Source organism: Chryseobacterium sp. Leaf405 (assembly GCF_001425355.1).
Lineage (GTDB): Bacteria > Bacteroidota > Bacteroidia > Flavobacteriales > Weeksellaceae > Chryseobacterium.
The window spans coordinates 48,856-64,924 of sequence record NZ_LMQN01000003.1 but is presented as its reverse complement, the minus strand read 5'-3'; the positions used below and the strand labels follow the sequence as shown (position 1 = coordinate 64,924).

General features: G+C 34.8%; 17 protein-coding genes. 12 read left to right on the top strand and 5 right to left on the bottom strand.

Annotated elements, in window-relative coordinates; all coding sequences use genetic code 11:
* The first annotated feature begins 2 nt into the window (after window positions 1–2).
* The gene (gene murF, locus ASG22_RS03565) at window positions 3–1,274 is read left to right on the top strand and encodes a UDP-N-acetylmuramoyl-tripeptide--D-alanyl-D-alanine ligase (protein WP_055980706.1); all 1,272 of its coding nucleotides are present in this window, start codon (window positions 3–5) and stop codon (window positions 1,272–1,274) included.
* On the opposite strand, the gene ASG22_RS03560 is transcribed toward murF, so the two are convergent.
* Window positions 1,267–1,881 (bottom strand): NUDIX hydrolase, encoded by a 615-nt coding sequence (locus ASG22_RS03560; RefSeq protein ID WP_055980703.1) that lies wholly within the window; start codon window positions 1,879–1,881, stop codon window positions 1,267–1,269. The two genes, murF and ASG22_RS03560, sit on opposite strands and share 8 nt — an antisense overlap.
* Before the next feature lie 36 nt (window positions 1,882–1,917).
* On the opposite strand from ASG22_RS03560, the gene ASG22_RS03555 reads away from it, so the two are divergent.
* A complete protein-coding gene (locus ASG22_RS03555) occupies window positions 1,918–2,307 on the top strand; it encodes a hypothetical protein (RefSeq protein ID WP_055980700.1) in 390 nt (129 codons plus the stop codon).
* Between the two features lie 29 nt (window positions 2,308–2,336).
* On the opposite strand, the gene ASG22_RS03550 is transcribed toward ASG22_RS03555, so the two are convergent.
* Genes ASG22_RS03550 through ASG22_RS03540 form a run of 3 tightly spaced genes read right to left on the bottom strand, consistent with a single transcriptional unit; the run spans window position 2,337 to window position 5,296 of the window.
* Complete coding sequence (locus tag ASG22_RS03550) at window positions 2,337–3,380, bottom strand: anhydro-N-acetylmuramic acid kinase (RefSeq protein ID WP_055980834.1); 1,044 nt, start codon at window positions 3,378–3,380, stop codon at window positions 2,337–2,339.
* A gap of 4 nt (window positions 3,381–3,384) precedes the next feature.
* Entirely contained in the window at window positions 3,385–3,978 is a 594-nt protein-coding gene (locus tag ASG22_RS03545; RefSeq protein ID WP_055980697.1) for an LPS export ABC transporter periplasmic protein LptC, read from the bottom strand.
* Window position 3,979: 1 nt separating this feature from the next.
* Complete coding sequence (locus ASG22_RS03540) at window positions 3,980–5,296, bottom strand: hypothetical protein (protein WP_055980694.1); 1,317 nt, start codon at window positions 5,294–5,296, stop codon at window positions 3,980–3,982.
* Between the two features lie 254 nt (window positions 5,297–5,550).
* On the opposite strand from ASG22_RS03540, the gene ASG22_RS03535 reads away from it, so the two are divergent.
* The 6 genes from ASG22_RS03535 to ASG22_RS03515 all read left to right on the top strand — a co-directional run bounded on the left by ASG22_RS03535 (window position 5,551) and on the right by ASG22_RS03515 (window position 12,076).
* Complete coding sequence (locus ASG22_RS03535; RefSeq protein ID WP_055980689.1) at window positions 5,551–6,669, top strand: ATP-binding protein; 1,119 nt, start codon at window positions 5,551–5,553, stop codon at window positions 6,667–6,669.
* A gap of 264 nt (window positions 6,670–6,933) precedes the next feature.
* Window positions 6,934–7,560, top strand: a complete 627-nt coding sequence (locus ASG22_RS03530; protein ID WP_055980686.1) for a TetR/AcrR family transcriptional regulator — start codon at window positions 6,934–6,936, stop codon at window positions 7,558–7,560.
* Window positions 7,544–8,857 (top strand): TolC family protein, encoded by a 1,314-nt coding sequence (locus tag ASG22_RS03525; RefSeq protein ID WP_055980684.1) that lies wholly within the window; start codon window positions 7,544–7,546, stop codon window positions 8,855–8,857. The genes ASG22_RS03530 and ASG22_RS03525 overlap by 17 nt, the downstream gene beginning before the upstream one ends.
* A gap of 18 nt (window positions 8,858–8,875) precedes the next feature.
* Window positions 8,876–9,979, top strand: a complete 1,104-nt coding sequence (locus ASG22_RS03520) for an HlyD family secretion protein (RefSeq protein ID WP_055980682.1) — start codon at window positions 8,876–8,878, stop codon at window positions 9,977–9,979.
* An 82-nt stretch (window positions 9,980–10,061) separates the two neighbouring features.
* Window positions 10,062–10,196 carry a hypothetical protein gene (locus ASG22_RS21445; RefSeq protein ID WP_262483941.1) on the top strand — a complete coding sequence of 45 codons (135 nt, stop codon included), beginning with the start codon at window positions 10,062–10,064 and terminating at the stop codon, window positions 10,194–10,196.
* A gap of 302 nt (window positions 10,197–10,498) precedes the next feature.
* On the top strand, window positions 10,499–12,076 hold the full coding sequence (locus tag ASG22_RS03515; RefSeq protein ID WP_055980679.1) for a DHA2 family efflux MFS transporter permease subunit: 1,578 nt from the start codon (window positions 10,499–10,501) through the stop codon (window positions 12,074–12,076).
* A 52-nt stretch (window positions 12,077–12,128) separates the two neighbouring features.
* On the opposite strand, the gene ASG22_RS03510 is transcribed toward ASG22_RS03515, so the two are convergent.
* Window positions 12,129–12,638, bottom strand: coding sequence for a hypothetical protein (locus ASG22_RS03510; protein WP_055980676.1), 510 nt, complete (start codon window positions 12,636–12,638; stop codon window positions 12,129–12,131).
* Between the two features lie 164 nt (window positions 12,639–12,802).
* On the opposite strand from ASG22_RS03510, the gene ASG22_RS03505 reads away from it, so the two are divergent.
* The 4 genes from ASG22_RS03505 to ASG22_RS03490 all read left to right on the top strand — a co-directional run bounded on the left by ASG22_RS03505 (window position 12,803) and on the right by ASG22_RS03490 (window position 15,960).
* Window positions 12,803–13,609, top strand: a complete 807-nt coding sequence (locus ASG22_RS03505) for an SDR family oxidoreductase (protein WP_055980673.1) — start codon at window positions 12,803–12,805, stop codon at window positions 13,607–13,609.
* Between the two features lie 156 nt (window positions 13,610–13,765).
* On the top strand, window positions 13,766–14,683 hold the full coding sequence (locus tag ASG22_RS03500) for a helix-turn-helix domain-containing protein (protein WP_055980671.1): 918 nt from the start codon (window positions 13,766–13,768) through the stop codon (window positions 14,681–14,683).
* 129 nt (window positions 14,684–14,812) lie between these two features.
* Window positions 14,813–15,364 (top strand): DNA-3-methyladenine glycosylase I, encoded by a 552-nt coding sequence (locus tag ASG22_RS03495; RefSeq protein ID WP_055980669.1) that lies wholly within the window; start codon window positions 14,813–14,815, stop codon window positions 15,362–15,364.
* A 77-nt stretch (window positions 15,365–15,441) separates the two neighbouring features.
* Window positions 15,442–15,960 carry an antibiotic biosynthesis monooxygenase gene (locus ASG22_RS03490; protein ID WP_055980666.1) on the top strand — a complete coding sequence of 173 codons (519 nt, stop codon included), beginning with the start codon at window positions 15,442–15,444 and terminating at the stop codon, window positions 15,958–15,960.
* The last annotated feature ends 109 nt before the right edge of the window (window positions 15,961–16,069 follow it).

Genomic DNA, 16,069 nt, shown 5'->3' with positions numbered 1-16,069 from the left:
CTATGAATATAGAACAGTTTTATCCTTTATTTTTACAGTCTGAACACGTAACTATCGATAGCAGAAGAATTGGTAAGAATGATATTTTCTTTGCTTTTTCCGGTGAAAATTTCAATGCAGCGACCTTTGCTGATCAGGCTATCGAAAAAGGTGCTTTAGCAGTAATTGTTGAACAGCAGGATTTTGAAAATAAAGCTAAAAATATATTCTATGCTTGTTCAACACTGGAATTTTTACAGGAATTGGCGGTTCATCATAGGAAGCAGTTGAATATTCCTGTTATTGGACTTACAGGAAGCAATGGTAAAACGACTACGAAAGAAATTATTCATGCGGTTCTTTCAGAGAGATTCACTGTTCAGTATACGCTCGGAAATTTGAATAATCATATAGGAGTTCCTTTAACAATCCTTTCCATTAAACCGAAACATGAAATAGCTGTTATTGAAATGGGTGCCAATCATCAAAAGGAAATCGAACTTCTATGTTCTATTTGTCAGCCTGATTTTGGTTATATTACCAATTTCGGTAAGGCACATTTGGAAGGTTTTGGAGGATTTGAAGGTGTAATTAAAGGTAAATCTGAGTTGTATGATTATCTTAAAAATCATCAGCAGACAATTGTTGTGAATGAAAATGATCCTATTCAGGTTGAAAAAACTGAAAATTATACGCCAAAAATTACCTTCGGAAAAGAAATTTCAGATTATCAGTTTGAATTATTTTCGGAAGAGCTTTTTGTTGGTTTGATGTATGGAAGTACAAAAGCTGTTTCAAAACTTACCGGAGAGTATAATTTCACCAATCTTTGCGCTGCTGCGAGTTTAGGACTTCATTTCGGAATTGATTTTAAAAAGATAAAACACGCTATTGAAAATTATGTTCCGACAAATATGCGTTCTCAGGTAGTGAAAAAAGAAGGGAGAACTTTAGTTTTGGATACTTACAACGCAAATCCAAGTTCCATGAATGCTTCTTTGCTTAATTTTATAACTTTTGAAGGATCAAAAACAATCATTATTGGTGATATGCTTGAACTTGGTGAAGAAAGCGAACAAGAGCACGAAAATATTCTGAAGCTGGCTCTAGAACTGGGTTTTAACGAAATTATTACCGTCGGGAAAAACTTTAAAACTGTAAATTCCTCTCAAAAAGCTTTTGAAAGTACGGCCGAATTAATAGAATATCTAAAACTGAACAAAATCCAGTCGGAAAATATTTTATTAAAAGGTTCAAGAGGAATTGCGTTAGAAAAATCCTTAGATTTTATTTAGGGCTTTGTGTACTTCTGAATTCTTTTACAATCAGTTTGATATTCTTGAAAGTGCTTGGAAAAACTTCATGCTCAATTTGATCGGCATTTTTCCAGGCAACTTCAGTAATTCCTTCTTCAATCTGTGGTTTTGAAGTGTCTTCACCATCGAAATTCATCTCAAACCAATGCGTACACTTCAAGATTTTTTTACCATTTCTTTCGACATAAATATGATAAGTAGTATTGATAAATTGTATCAATTCAACATCTTTTAGTCCGGTTTCTTCTTCAATTTCTCTCACAGCAGATTCCTCGCGGGATTCACCTTTCTCCATTTTCCCCTTCGGAAGATCCCATTTTCCTAATCTTTTAATGAAAAGAATTTCGCCGTCAGGATTATTAACAAGTCCTCCAGCAGCTTCAACAATTCTAAAAAGCTTTTGGAATTCAGACCAGATTTCGTCAATATTTTCACCGAAAACGTTCAATTCCTTTACAGATGTATTCTCTAAAAGATCCAAAGCGATCTCCAGGCTTGTGAAGTTTTCGTATTCAAGCGTCTTTTCCAGATTTTCTGATTGTGCAGACAGCAATAATTTTTTTTCGTTGACAAAAACTTTATACATTTGTAATAATTAAGAATTAAATACAAAAATAAAGAAATGAATTTAGAAGGACGAAAAATTATTGTCAATAAATCATCTAAAGAGTTGGTTGAAGTACTAAAATCTCCTGAAAATTATAAAGATTTTATGCCGGACGGGCTTCAGAAGTTTGAAACAAGAGAAGATGGCTTCAAATTTGGTCTTCAGGGAATGCCTGAAATTGCTTTGAAAATTGATGAAGTGAATGATCAAAAGGCAGTTTTGAAGTCTGCAAGTTCAAGTTTAGACTTTTCTCTCACTGCAACTTTGAATCCTCTTAATGAAAATCAGACAGAAGTTCAGATGTTGTTTGAAGGAAAATTTAATCCGTTTATCAAAATGATGGTGGAAAAACCACTGCAGAATTTTATCAATACTTTGACAGATAAGATCGAAGCTTATAAATAAAATAGGAACCTTCAGAAATGGAGGTTTTTTTATGCGATAATTCCCGAACTGTGATCCTGCGAACTTCCCGTTGAAGATGAAAGTATGTTTATTTCATTATTCAATCTTAAAATACCCATCAATGCGAAGATTAAAGCTTCTTTATATTCAATGATCTGTTTTTCAGGAATGATAATTTCGGTGTTGGTTTTAGACTTAATTTTTTCAATTAAATAGTGGTTAAAAGTTCCACCACCCGTAAAAAGAACATTTTTTAGTTGATATTCATTAAAAACGTTTGAAATCTGCTGAGCAATATGTTCAGTAAAGGTTGCCAGAATATCTATTGCTTCAATACTTTCAAATAACGGAAAAATATTTTCATTGCACCATTCAATTCCTAATGATTTTGGATAAGATTGATTGTAAAATTCTAATGAATTTAATTTTGCCAACAAATCTTTATTAATTGTCCCTTTTCGTGCTAAATCACCATTTTCATCAAAATTTTTGTTGAATTTTTGAGCAAAAAGATTCAAGACAATATTGACTGGAGCAATATCGAAAGCTATTCTTTGATTGTTAACTTTTAAGGATATGTTGGAAAATCCACCTAAATTGAGACAGGCATCATATTGAAAAAATAATAATTCGTCACCGATTGGGACAAGGGGAGCACCGTTTCCGCCCATTAAAACATCCTGACTTCGGAAATCATAAATTACAGGTAAGCCTGTTTCTATTTTAATGGCTCTTCCGTCGCCAATTTGCAGAGTGAATTTTTTATGAGGCTGATGAAATACGGTATGACCATGAGAAGCAATTAAATCTATATCTTCAAGCTGATGTTTTTGAATAAAATTTTTAACCGTTTCCCCTAAATAAAAGCCATATTCTGAATTGAGTTCCAATAGTTTTTCAGCAGAAAAATGGATAGAATTTTTGAGTTGATCTTCCCAATATGAAGGATAGGGAACTGTTTCAGCTTTTACAATTTCAAAATTCCAAGATGTTGTTTTTTCAAACTTGACAAAGCAAATATCCAAGCCATCTAAACTCGTTCCGGACATTAAGCCAATAGCCTGGAAAATCATAGATTTATTTTTTAGATTCTGATAATTTGCTGGTGCTGAAGTCTCCCGAATTTTGATAAAAAACGTATTCTGAGAAATCATCTTTAGCCGTCATTCCGTGGGTTCCGATTAGTGTAGAACCATCTTCTGTTGTTACGTAAACCGTGTCGTGAGTGTAGATGCGGTTTTTTCTCTGATCCCAATAAACGCTTTGCATGGCAAATTTTTGACCTTCATTGGTTGTAATTTTCACATTACCTTTTGCTTCGTAGAACTTTTTATATTCAAAAATTCTGGCATAATCTGCTTTAATCGTTCCGGGAACTTTTGGATTTTTCTTATCAAAAAACTGAATATCAATTCCTTTTTTAGCAACGGTATATGGACTGTCAATTAATTGATATTTTTCAATAAGTGGAGCTTTCGCTTTCAATGTTATAAATCCCGAATCTCTTTGAATAATATTTGCATTTTTAATTACCTCAGAAGGGAAATTTTTATTCTCATTACCTTTCGATTTGGTAAGATCCTCTTCACAGGATGTTATTATAAAAAATATAGCACAACTAAAAAGGTATGCTATATTTTTTTTATATGATATGTTTTTGAACAACTTCATTTTAGTTATATAAAGTCTTTCTGAACCATTTATCAGCAAAATTGAAACCAACTCTTACGTTAACGTAGTTTTGATTGATCAGATTATTTTTGGTGGTTCCTCTTTTTCCTAATTCTATACCCAACTCAAGACCGCTCATTCTTGTGATACTGCTGGTTTTGAATGGAAGAAGAACACCGGCAGAAATACCGACTTTGTTAATACTTGTTCCGTTTGGATCAAGCTTACCAGCATCGTTGATAGAAAGATTTCCTCTCTCATAGAAAGCACCATATCTGTAAACGATTCTTGAAAAATAGCTTCTGAAATTGTTGTAATTAGGTAGATACCAACCTCCGGCAGAAATTCTGTACGTATCCTGTAGATCTATTGTCGTTCCAAAATTATTAATAGATTCTCCTTTTTTATAATCTCCCTGCAAAGATACAAACCATTTGTTTTCTTCTCCGTATCCCGCACCAATGGATGCTTGTAAAGGGAGAAGATTTTTAGTGCTTGTATTTTTTTCTTCTATTACTGTCTCATTATTTTTTACAGTTCCTGTGGCGTCATAGAAATAAGTAGTGTTTCTATAATCAGCGCTCATTTTACTTGTGTTTCCAAAAGTAGTCGTAGCTCCCAATGTAAATTTTCTGTCAGTACTTGTATTTAAATTTTGATAGCTCGCTCCTAATGTAAAGTTGAAGTTTTTGATATTATTCTTTGTTTCATAACCGTTAATCAATTCTGCATCAGCATATGCTAATTCATTAAGATCGTAAAGGTTTCCAAAATAATAATTAGCTCTTACTCCCACTGCAAATTTATCGTTTACTTTATATCCTAAAGCAATCTGAGCGGTATTCAAAGTTCCGCTTCCTTTAAATCTGTTGGCTCCTATAGTGGTTACAGTTCCTTCTGTAGTAGTCGTTATCGGGCTTAGGATATCATAACTTTTTGAACTATAAGGTTGATAAGAAAGTCCCATTTTCAGCTTTTGAGACAAAGGAAAAGCCAATGAAATATTAGATAAATACGTAGAATGTTTTGTAGCCTTCGTATTATTATAATCAGTTTTGAAATAATTGTTTTCGTTGGTAGCTTCCAGCTTTATACTTGTAAGCTCGAAATTTGCGTTATTTGCTGGGTTTGCAAAATTAAAATTACTAGTGAAATCACTAATGAATGCAGTTGATATACCTCCCATAGAGGCAGTTTCAATCGTATTATCATATTTTACATCTCCAATTCCGTAAGTTGCGTAAGGTGAGTTACTCAGGTTTTGCGCATTTAAGAAATATCCAACTGATATGAATGATAGTACAAAGATTTTTTTCATTCTTTATTTTTAAAATAATGCGCAAATATCTTAAATATTAATGAATTGTAAAAATTATATGAGGTTAAAGTTTGTTAAGGACGATGAATAGCGATAATTATAGTGAAAGATAAACTGACAATTCGCTTTACTGGTGAATTTTACTATCATAATTAAACTATAATGTTGAAATTTATCATTCACTTACAGAGCGAAATTCATTTACAAAGTAAAATTCACATTCTATCAATTTACAATTTTCATATCTTTGAAACATGAATTGGGAGAACATCGCCGGACAGGAAAACCTGAAAAAACTTCTAAAAGAAAGTATCGCCGAAAACAGAGTAAGCCATGCCCAACTTTTCGTAGGAAAAGAAGGTTATGGAACCTTGCCGATGGTTTTAGCGTATGCAAAAGAAGTTCTTCAGGGAGAAAATGCACATGCGGCTTCAAAAGTTGAGCATTTGAATCACTTAGATTTACATTTCAGCTTTCCGGTTTTTACGGATAACAGAAACTCATTAAGCAAAAATAAATTTGAAGAGTTCCGTGAAATGATCATTAAATCTCCTTATTCAAGTTATGATGATTGGACGGCATTCTTAGAATCTGAAAACAAGCAGTTATTTATTTCTGCAGACGAAATAGACGATCAGAATCAAAAATTTTCATTGAAAAGTTTCGAGGGTGGAACCAAGATTCTTATTGTTTGGAGAGCCGATAAAATGAATATCTCTGCATCCAATAAATTTCTGAAATTTCTGGAAGAACCACCTGCCAAAACAATTATCCTGCTGACGGCAGAATCTGCAGAGGATATGCTTCCTACAATTCTTTCCAGAACACAAATCGTGGAAGTTCCGAGAATTATTGACGAAGATTTAGAAATTTACCTTAAGACAAATTTCAATATTTCCAATGACAAAATAGGAGAGGTTATCCATCAGGCTCAGGGAGATTTAAATATTGCGATTAAATTGTTACAGTCCGGAAATAAAAGCGATGAGTTTGAAACCTTTTTTATACAATGGGTTCGTGATGCTTTTATGGTGAAAAAGAAACCAGCTTTTTTGAAAAATATTATTCTTTGGGCAAGGGAAATTGCCGGCTGGAACAGAGAAAAGCAAAAGAACTTTTTAAATTACTGTTCAGAAATTTTCAGATTGGCTTTGCTTCAGAATTATCAGTCGGAGAGTTTAGTGTATAAAAAAATTGATGCCAACGGCTTTAATTGGATTGGTTTTTCAAAATTCATCAGTGGTGCCAATATTGAAAGTATTCTGGAGGAAATAAGCACAGCAGATCTGCATCTTACCAGAAACGGAAATCCTAAAATAGTCTGGACAGATTTAGGAATAAAATTATCGAGATATATTCACAAGAATTCATAAATAAAACTTCGACATCTGTCGGAGTTTTCTGTTTTTAACAAACATCTGGAAAGAAAATATCTGAAAAAAATCAATTTCAGCATTATTTTGGTCTGAATTTTCTATACGTATTTAAAACTTATATCATCTTTAGCTCGTATATAATCAGAGGTTTACATAGGTCAATATTAAAAATAAATTAAAATTTAATTAAAAATCAATCAATCGTTTGATTTGTCAAAAATCTGATGTAAATTTGCCCCTTGAAAAAATGATAATACAAAAATGATTTCAAAAGAAGAAAATATATTGTTTGCCGCCGAAATTCTTTTCGCTGAAAAAGGATTCGAGGGAACTTCCACCCGGGAGATTGCCAAAGCTGCAAATGTGAATATTTCTATGATCTCTTACTACTTCGGATCAAAGGAAAAATTGTACGAGAAGTTGGTAGAGTACAGAATGAATGCAGGACAGTTTTTTTCAAAAGATGTTGTAGAAAGAACGGATATTAATGAATGGGAAAAAATTGAAAGAATTGTAGATGAATTTGCAGGTAAAGTAAGAAATCATAAGTGTTTTTACAGAATCATGCAGAGAGAACAGCTTCACGCAGAAAACCCACAAATCGTTGAATACCTGAAACAGACGAAAATGGGATTTATCGGAATGTATTCCAAAATACTGGAAAGCGGACTTGAAAAAGGAATTTTTACCAAAAATCCGCCTATTTATCTGCTTCATTCTACAGTGAGCGGAACGTTATTTTACGCATCAAATGCAAAGGAAATGTATAAGGAATTTTTGAATGATACTGATGAGGAAGATGTTTTCGACGAAAAATATTACACAGAACTTAATAAACATATTAAATATTTACTAAAAGACCTTCTAGGTTATGAAGAAAATAAATAACTCAGTCCTTGCATTAGCTCTATTCGTAGGGTTTGCAAACGCAAATGCTCAGGAGAAAAAAACACTCACTCTTGATGAAGCCGTGCAGTTGGGTATTCAAAACAGCAAGAATCTGAAGATTGATGCCGCAAAAATTGAAGAGGCTACTGCAGATCTTTTGGAAGCCAAAAACAGACAACTACCGGAACTTAAAGTTTCAGCAAGCTACCTGTATCTTCCATTAAAACCGAACGTTAATATAAAACTTCCTGGTGTTTCCGGAGATGGAGGTCCCGAAGTTCATCAGGTAGCATTTGGTTCTGCTAATCTTAGTGTTCCCATCTATAGTGGCGGAAAAATAAAATACGGAATTGAATCTGCAAAATATTTAGTAGAAGCATCAAAATTAAATACAGAAAACGATAAAGTTGCAATTGCTTATAACGTTGCTCAGGCTTATAACAATTTATTTAAAGCCAATCAATCTATCAAAGTTTTAGAGGAAAATCTTACCGCTTCTCAAAAGAGAGATGAGACTTTCTTAAAGCTTGAAAATAACGGCGTAATTGCGAGAAACGACCGTTTAAAGGCAAATCTTCAGACTTCAAACATCGAATTGCAATTATTGGAAGCCAAAAATAATTACAATATCGCCAACATTAATATGGATTTGTTGCTTGGAATTCCTGAAACTACAGAAATTGAAGTTGACCAAAATTATATCGAAGAGGGTTCAGAAGTAAAAGCAGTTGATTTTTATTTGAATGAAGCAAGAGAAAACCGTAAGGATCTTCAGTCTTTAGACAAACAGAGACAGGCGGCAGCATTGGGAACAAAGTCGGCAAAAGCTGAGAATCTTCCTTCTATAGCATTTACAGGTGGTTATGTTGCTGCAGATATTCCTAAGTTTTTAACGATTTATAATGCGGTAAATGTCGGAGTCGGGATTTCTTACAATTTATCTAATATCTGGAAACAGAATTCATCATTAAAGCAGTCAAAAGCAAGAGAAATGCAATTGTCGGCGACCAATGAACTATTAAATGACAATATTAAGCTTGATGTAAACAGAGAATATCAGAACACCGATTACTCGAAAAAGAGAATCTCGGTTTTTGAAAAATCTGCAGAACAGGCTAACGAAAATTACAGAATTACAAAAAATAAATATGACAACGGATTGGCAACCATGACGGAATTGCTGGATGCAGATGCCGCTCAGATTGCTGCAAATGTCGGAGTAATTAATGCAAAAGCAGATGCTGCACTGGCATATAGAAAACTATTACAGACTACAGGAACTTTAACAATTAAATAATTAAGAACGATACCAATAATGGAAAATAATACTACACAAGCAACTGAACCTAAAAAGAAAAAAAGTTTAGTGTTCCCTATCATTTTAGCGGTTGTTTTAATCGGTGGAGGAATTTACGGATATAGAACTTACTCTTACGGGCAGGTTCACGAAGAGACTGATGATGCCCAGATTACTTCCAATATGTCACCTGTAATTTCTAAAATTTCAGGATATGTAACTCAGGTGAAAGTGAAGGATAACCAAATGGTAAAGAAAGGAGATACATTGGTTGTTTTAGATAACAGAGACCAGAAAATGGCTTTGGAACAAGCTCAGGCAGCGTTAACAACGGCGAAGAGCAATATCTCAAATGCAGAAGCTTCTACAACGGCAACTTCAAAAAATATAGGTTCATCTCAAGCTGCGGTGACAACGGCAAATGCACAGATCGAAGCAGCAAAAGTAAATGTTTGGAAAACGGCACAGGATTTAAAAAGATATTCTGTATTGGTAAAAGATCATTCGATTACAGAACAGCAATATGAGCAGGCATTGGCAGCAAAACAAACGGCTGACAGACAGTTACAGGTTTTAATTGATCAAAGAAATCAGATTGCTCAGCAAACAAATATTGCTTCTTCTCAAACGGCGGCGAGTTCTCAACAGATCAGTGTTGCAGGTTCTGTAGCTAAACAAAGAGAAGTGGATGTAGAAAATGCAAAATTAAACTTATCATATACAGTAATTGTTGCTCCTGAAGATGGTTTTGTGGGTAAAGTTCCAATCCAGGCAGGACAATATTTACAGGCAGGTTCGCAGTTGTTTTCTTTAGTTAAAAACGATCAGAAATGGGTGGTGGCAAACTTTAAAGAAACTCAGGTTGATAAAATGGTAGAAGGACAGAAAGTGAAAATTGAAATTGATGCCTTCCCTGATCAGGATTTTGAAGGGGTTGTAAGTTCATTTTCTCCTGCAACTGGTTCTACATTCTCCATTCTTCCTCCGGATAACGCAAGTGGGAACTTCGTAAAAGTGGTTCAAAGACTTCCTGTAAAAATCGATTTTGTGAATCTTGATAAGAACATTGCAAAAAGATTAAGAACCGGAATGAATGTGAAAGCAGAGGTTTCTTTGAAATAATAAAATAATAAGTGAATTGTCAGTTTTGCAGAGGAAAGTCAAATGTGACTGAAATGATGTTGTACAATTGATAATGGAATTGATGCCGATTTGCAGAGGATTCAGTAATGCAGAAGAAAAAATGGAGTTGATGTTGAAGATGGAATTAATGCTGAAGAAACTGACGATGAAGTTGATGTCGGATGTGAAGATGAAATCAATGATGGGTTGGAAATGAAGAAGTAAAGACTACTTGTAGAAAGATAACTGACAATTCACTTTTAAAAAATAATTAAAATATTAAGAAATTAAGAGATTTGGAAATCTGTATTAAAGGGATTTTTAATGAGTAAATGTATAATTTAAACATTAAAAAGTAATTTCTTTATCGGCTTTGCTAAAAACCTGAATTTTTTTAACCCTATTAATAGAGAAACTCAACGATTACCAAGAACAAAGTTAGTTCGTAAAAATACCTGTTCTGATTGTTGAAATTCCGAATCTCATAATCTCTTGATTTTTTAATACCTATAAAAAACTATGCAAGATTCATTAGTAGAATATGGAGCCCGAAGAGTAATCATCACGATTACAGCCATTCTTTGTGCTTTGCTGGAAATTGTAGATTCCACGATTGTAAATGTTGCCCTGAATGAAATGAAGGGGAACCTGGGAGCTACACTTTCTGAAGTTGGCTGGGTAATCACTGCGTATGCCATTGGTAACGTAATTGTTGTACCCATGACGAGCTGGTTGTCTCAGCAGTTTGGACGAAGAAATTATTTCGCAGCTTCCATTATTATATTTACCATATTTTCATTTTTATGTGGAAACGCAACAAATATTTGGGAACTGGTATTTTTCAGACTATGCCAGGGTATCGGCGGGGGAGCACTATTGGTAACTTCGCAGACGATTATTACAGAATCATATCCTGTTGAAAAACGAAGTATGGCACAGGCGATTTATGGTCTGGGAGTAATTATCGGACCAACATTAGGTCCGCCATTGGGAGGATATATCGTTGATAATTTCAGCTGGCCGTATATTTTCTATATTAATATTCCCATCGGGATTGCTGCGACTTTGATGACGCTTCAATTTGTGAAAAGCCCGAAATATGCCGAAAAACGTAAAGCTTCTGATGTCGACTGGATTGGTATTGGATTGCTGGCAATCACCGTTGGTTCATTACAATATATCTTGGAAAGGGGTCATGAAGAAGACTGGTTTGCAAGTGGATGGATTGTATTATTTACCGCTTCAGCAGTTTTAGGGTTTATTTTGTTCCTGTGGCGAGAACTTACCTTTAAATACCCGATTGTGGAGCTAAGGGTTTTAAAGAACAGTAATCTACGGATTGGTACCGCCATGTCCTTTGTACTCGGATTTGGTTTATATGGTTCTACATTTATCGTTCCTTTATATACGCAGAGTATTTTGGGTTGGACGGCTTTGCAATCGGGAGCTTTGATGATTCCGGCGGCATTAACGACTGCTTTCATGATGCCGATTATCGGTCGATTGCTTTCAAAAGGAGCCAAACAGCAGATTTTGGTAGCTTTAGGACTATTTGTATTCTTTATCTATAGTTTCTGGGGATACAAAATTTTGACTCCCGATACAAGTAAGGAAGCCTTTTTCTGGATGTTGATGGTAAGGGGAGCAGGTCTTGGATTATTATTCATCCCGATTACGTCATTGTCATTGAGTACCTTAAAAGGGCAGGAAATCGGACAAGGTGCGGCTTTCACAGGAATGATGAGACAGTTGGGAGGTTCTTTCGGAATTGCAGCAATTACCACATTTATTGCCAATGCGAGCCAGAGATACAGGGTAAATTTAATTTCTCACCTCGATGAAACCGATTTTGCAGTTCAGCAGAGATTACAGGCTTTAAAAGGAAGTTTCATGGCAAAAGGAATGACTCCCGATGCTGCACTGAATGCGGCTTACAAAATGCTCGATCTGTCGGTAACGAAACAGGCAACGGTACTTTCCTATATGGATGTTTTCCTTTATCTGGGAATAGCGTTTCTTATCTGTATTCCGTTTATTCTGTTTGTAAAAGAACGAAAAAGCAAAGAAAAAATAGATCTGAGTGAAGCAATGCACTAAATCTTATTGAAATAAAAAAAATCCTCCGAAAAATATTTGGAGGATTATTTTTTTATCTAAGGCTTCTTACATTCACATCAGGTTTCTCACCTTGCGGAACAATAAAGATAGCATCATCACTTATCGTATCTCCGGAATCAAAATAATAACTTCCGATGATTGGGATTATATTGGTTGTGTATTTTCCTGATTTGTCATAAGCGGAATATGATACATTAATCATCTGCGCTTTCATTTTCAGCTGAATCTTTTTTGAAGTGAGTTTTGCTCCCGTAGCATTAATGCAGTCAAGTTCGGCGATGTCAATATTCGTCACAATCTGAGGATACGAAGAAAGCCGGATGTTATACGATTTATCGGATGTATTTTTTACAGAAGCAGAAACTTTGTAGCGGTCAAAAGATTTTCCGCTCACCTGGATGCTTTCTTTATTCGTGATGTTAAAACTCACTTTCATCCCGTTAATATCAACGGTTTCACCGTCTGATATTTTCTGTGCGTGTAGGTGATTTCCAAGATTTGTAAATAACAAAACAATAATAAAAAGAATAGGATTTTTCATGGTGTGATTGGTTTTTAATAAAACTAAATTACGGAAAATAAAGAAATTCAGATACTAATTATAATTAAGATTCGTCAAAACAACTACAAACAAACTCAATTCGGCTACATCAGGATGGGCGTTTATAAAGACATTTGCAGTATCAATTTTAAACAAAATTAGAAATGCAAAAAACAATTTTTATTACAGGCGCATCATCAGGATTAGGAAAAACAACCGCAAAATTATTTCAGTCAAAAGGCTGGAACGTTATTGCCACCATGAGAAATCCGGAAAAAGAAACGGAATTGAACCAATTGGAAAATGTTACGATTCTAAAACTTGATGTTTCAAAAAAAAATGAATTGGAATACACCATTGCCGAAGCGCTGGAAAATCATTCCATTGATGTGGTTTTAAACAATGCGGGATATGGTTTAATCGGACCGTTGGAAGCTTTTACGGATGAGCAGATTCACAAACAGATTGAAACCAATTTAATGGGAGTGATCCGTTTAACAAAAGCATTCACGCCATATTTCAGAGACAAAAAAGACGGAGTTTTAATTAATGTTACCTCCACTTTTGGGCTGATGGGTTTTCCGACCTGTTCGGTTTACAGTGCCACAAAATTTGCTGTTGACGGTTTTTCGGAATCTCTTGCTTACGAATTGGCTCAGTTTAATATCAAGGTAAAAGTAGTTGCTCCGGGCGGTATTCAGACTGATTTTGCAGGACGTTCTCTGGATGGTGCTTTTCATGAATCGTATGGGAAATTAATTTCAAAAGTTCAGGAAGGATACAGCCCGGAACAGATTGCCAATTATTCAAAACCGGAAGATATTGCGCAGATTATTTATGAAGCGGCCACAGATGGGAAAGGGCAGTTACGATATATTGCCGGGAAAGATGCCAATGCATTATATAATGATAGAATGGCGAACGGAGTAGAAAACCAGGTTCAAAAAACAAAAGAAGGATTTATATTTTAGAGTGAATGGTTAATAGTGAATTCGTACCTCTGAATTTTTAAATAATATCAGAAAAATTAACGAATTAATGAATTCAACATTCATTTGCACAGCAAAATTCATCATAAAATTCTCTCCTGACAGATAGTTGTCAGCAACACATAGTATCTTTGTCTTATGAAAACAGTAAAGTCACCGGTTCATTTCAAATCTTTGTCGGCATTGCATGAAGCGATGGGGCAATCTCCACCGTTGCATCCTTTGATTGGTCTGATTAATTATGGAGAAGCTGTTTTCGATCCTAAAGACTTTGAAAACGGAATAAAGCTTGATTTTTATAAAATTTCATTGAAGACCAAATTCAATGGAAAGATAAAATACGGACAGGGATATTATGATTTTCAGGAAGGCGGAATGTCTTTTGTTTCGCCCGGGCAGATTTTAAAAATGGATCAGGAAGAAGCTGATTACAGCGGAATGTCATTACACATTCACCCCGATTTTCTACAGCCATATTCTTTAACTCAGAAAATAAAAAAGTACGGATTCTTTTCTTACTCGGCGGCAGAAGCGCTTTATCTTTCTGAAAAAGAGAAGAAAACTGTTGTCGGTATTTTCGGTACTATTCAAAATGAATTGAATGAGAGAATAGACCAGTTCAGTCAGGATGTGATTATTTCCCAGATTGAACTATTGTTGACATACAGCAATCGTTTTTACAACCGGCAATTTATCACCAGAAAAGCAGTGAATAATGATTTAGTTTCAAAAATGGAAAAAATTCTTGATGATTATTTTGATCAGGAAAAAAGCCTTCAGGGCCTTCCCTCAGTAGAATATCTGGCCACAGAACTAAATCTTACCGCAAGATATTTAAGTGATATGCTCCGTTTGCACACAGGACAAAATGCACAGCATCATATTCATGATAAACTGATAGCAAAGGCAAAGGAATATTTGTCGAATGAGCAGTTCTCTGTCTCAGAAACGGCGTATCAACTGGGTTTTGAACATCCGCAGTCTTTCAGTAAATTATTTAAAAAGAAAACTGAATTAACTCCTAATGAGTTCAGACAATCATTTCAAAATAAATAAAACAGGATAATATATTAGAACCTAAAATAGCCGAAAATATCCGGTGGCTCATTATCTTAGCAGAACGAACCGGAATTGAGGTAAAGAAACCTTAGAAAAATTTTTAACCAAAACAGAAAATATACTGAAATGAGTTATTGTTCAGCCATCAAAGGAATGCAGCCCGAAAGTAGGATAGAGCTTCATAAGAACTATCACGACAATTATTATGGATTTCCGATTCATGATGATAATGAATTGTTCGGAAGACTGATTATGGAAATTAATCAGGCGGGTTTGAGCTGGGAAACGATTCTAAAGAAAGAAGAGAGTTTCAGAAAAGCATACGATAATTTTGACATTCAAAAAGTAGCGTCTTACACAGAAACCGAGCGTGAAAGATTATTGGCAGATCCCGGAATTATCAGAAATAAATTAAAGGTTAATGCTGCCATCGAAAACGCCAAAACCATCATCGGTTTGCAACAGGAATTCGGCTCGTTTGAAAAATGGCTGGAACATCATCATCCGAAAACCTTGCCCGAGTGGATGAAACTTTTTAAGAAAACCTTCAAGTTTACAGGTGGAGAAATCGTGAATGAGTTTTTAATGAGCATCGGCTACTTGAAAGGCTGTCACGATGAAAATTGTCCTGTTTTTGATGAGGTTTTAAAACATGATCCGATGTGGATGAAGGTTTGATGAATTTTGATTTTCTGATCAACGATACATTTGTAATTATATTTTAAATAATTAATTTTATTGGAAAATTAAGATCTATGCCGATTCACGTTGCCATTACCAGAAAAGTACTTCCCGGAAAAGAAAAGGAATTTGAAGCTGCTTTACAGCAATTTTTAGGAAAATCATTTACCCGTGACGGTGTTCATGGTGCAATGATGATTACCTCGCTGAAAGAAGACGGTAAAAATGAAATCGGAATTCTGAGAACATTCAAAGATGAAAAAGAAAAGAACGATTTTTACAATTCTGAACTTTTCAGGAAATGGGAGGAATACGCAAGTATGCTTACTGAAGATACTGTTTATCGTGATCTTACAGGACTGGAAGCGTGGTTTCGTTCACCATCTGCACCGCCACGCTGGAAAATGGCTCTGGTAACACTATGCGGTGTTTTTCCAACAAGTATTTTCCTTAATTTCACCATCGCCCATTGGATGAAAGACTGGAATGTATTTCTAAGAATTTTTATTGTTGCCACTTCTATGGTCGGTATTCTAACATGGATTGTGATGCCTTTTCTGACGAAGGTTTTTAAGGGGTGGCTGAGGAAATAAAATCTAAGTCTGCTATAACCCAATTATATTCAGAAAGATCTTCCCAAATTGGTTTTAAAATCTCATGTAAATTGGTATGAAATTCATATTTTAGATATGATCCAGTTCA

Bases quoted from the DNA above. Each gene is read 5' to 3' on its own strand.
- ASG22_RS03550 (WP_055980834.1), bottom strand. From the start codon at position 3,380: ATGATTTTCCAGGCTATTGGCTTAATGTCCGGAACGAGTTTAGATGGC.
- murF (WP_055980706.1), top strand. From the start codon at position 3: ATGAATATAGAACAGTTTTATCCTTTATTTTTACAGTCTGAACACGTA.
- ASG22_RS03490 (WP_055980666.1), top strand. From the start codon at position 15,442: ATGCCGATTCACGTTGCCATTACCAGAAAAGTACTTCCCGGAAAAGAA.
- ASG22_RS03530 (WP_055980686.1), top strand. From the start codon at position 6,934: ATGATTTCAAAAGAAGAAAATATATTGTTTGCCGCCGAAATTCTTTTC.
- ASG22_RS03555 (WP_055980700.1), top strand. From the start codon at position 1,918: ATGAATTTAGAAGGACGAAAAATTATTGTCAATAAATCATCTAAAGAG.
- ASG22_RS03495 (WP_055980669.1), top strand. From the start codon at position 14,813: ATGAGTTATTGTTCAGCCATCAAAGGAATGCAGCCCGAAAGTAGGATA.
- ASG22_RS03545 (WP_055980697.1), bottom strand. From the start codon at position 3,978: ATGAAGTTGTTCAAAAACATATCATATAAAAAAAATATAGCATACCTT.
- ASG22_RS03520 (WP_055980682.1), top strand. From the start codon at position 8,876: ATGGAAAATAATACTACACAAGCAACTGAACCTAAAAAGAAAAAAAGT.
- ASG22_RS21445 (WP_262483941.1), top strand. From the start codon at position 10,062: ATGCCGATTTGCAGAGGATTCAGTAATGCAGAAGAAAAAATGGAGTTG.
- ASG22_RS03560 (WP_055980703.1), bottom strand. From the start codon at position 1,881: ATGTATAAAGTTTTTGTCAACGAAAAAAAATTATTGCTGTCTGCACAA.
- ASG22_RS03505 (WP_055980673.1), top strand. From the start codon at position 12,803: ATGCAAAAAACAATTTTTATTACAGGCGCATCATCAGGATTAGGAAAA.
- ASG22_RS03535 (WP_055980689.1), top strand. From the start codon at position 5,551: ATGAATTGGGAGAACATCGCCGGACAGGAAAACCTGAAAAAACTTCTA.
- ASG22_RS03525 (WP_055980684.1), top strand. From the start codon at position 7,544: ATGAAGAAAATAAATAACTCAGTCCTTGCATTAGCTCTATTCGTAGGG.
- ASG22_RS03540 (WP_055980694.1), bottom strand. From the start codon at position 5,296: ATGAAAAAAATCTTTGTACTATCATTCATATCAGTTGGATATTTCTTA.
- ASG22_RS03510 (WP_055980676.1), bottom strand. From the start codon at position 12,638: ATGAAAAATCCTATTCTTTTTATTATTGTTTTGTTATTTACAAATCTT.
- ASG22_RS03500 (WP_055980671.1), top strand. From the start codon at position 13,766: ATGAAAACAGTAAAGTCACCGGTTCATTTCAAATCTTTGTCGGCATTG.
- ASG22_RS03515 (WP_055980679.1), top strand. From the start codon at position 10,499: ATGCAAGATTCATTAGTAGAATATGGAGCCCGAAGAGTAATCATCACG.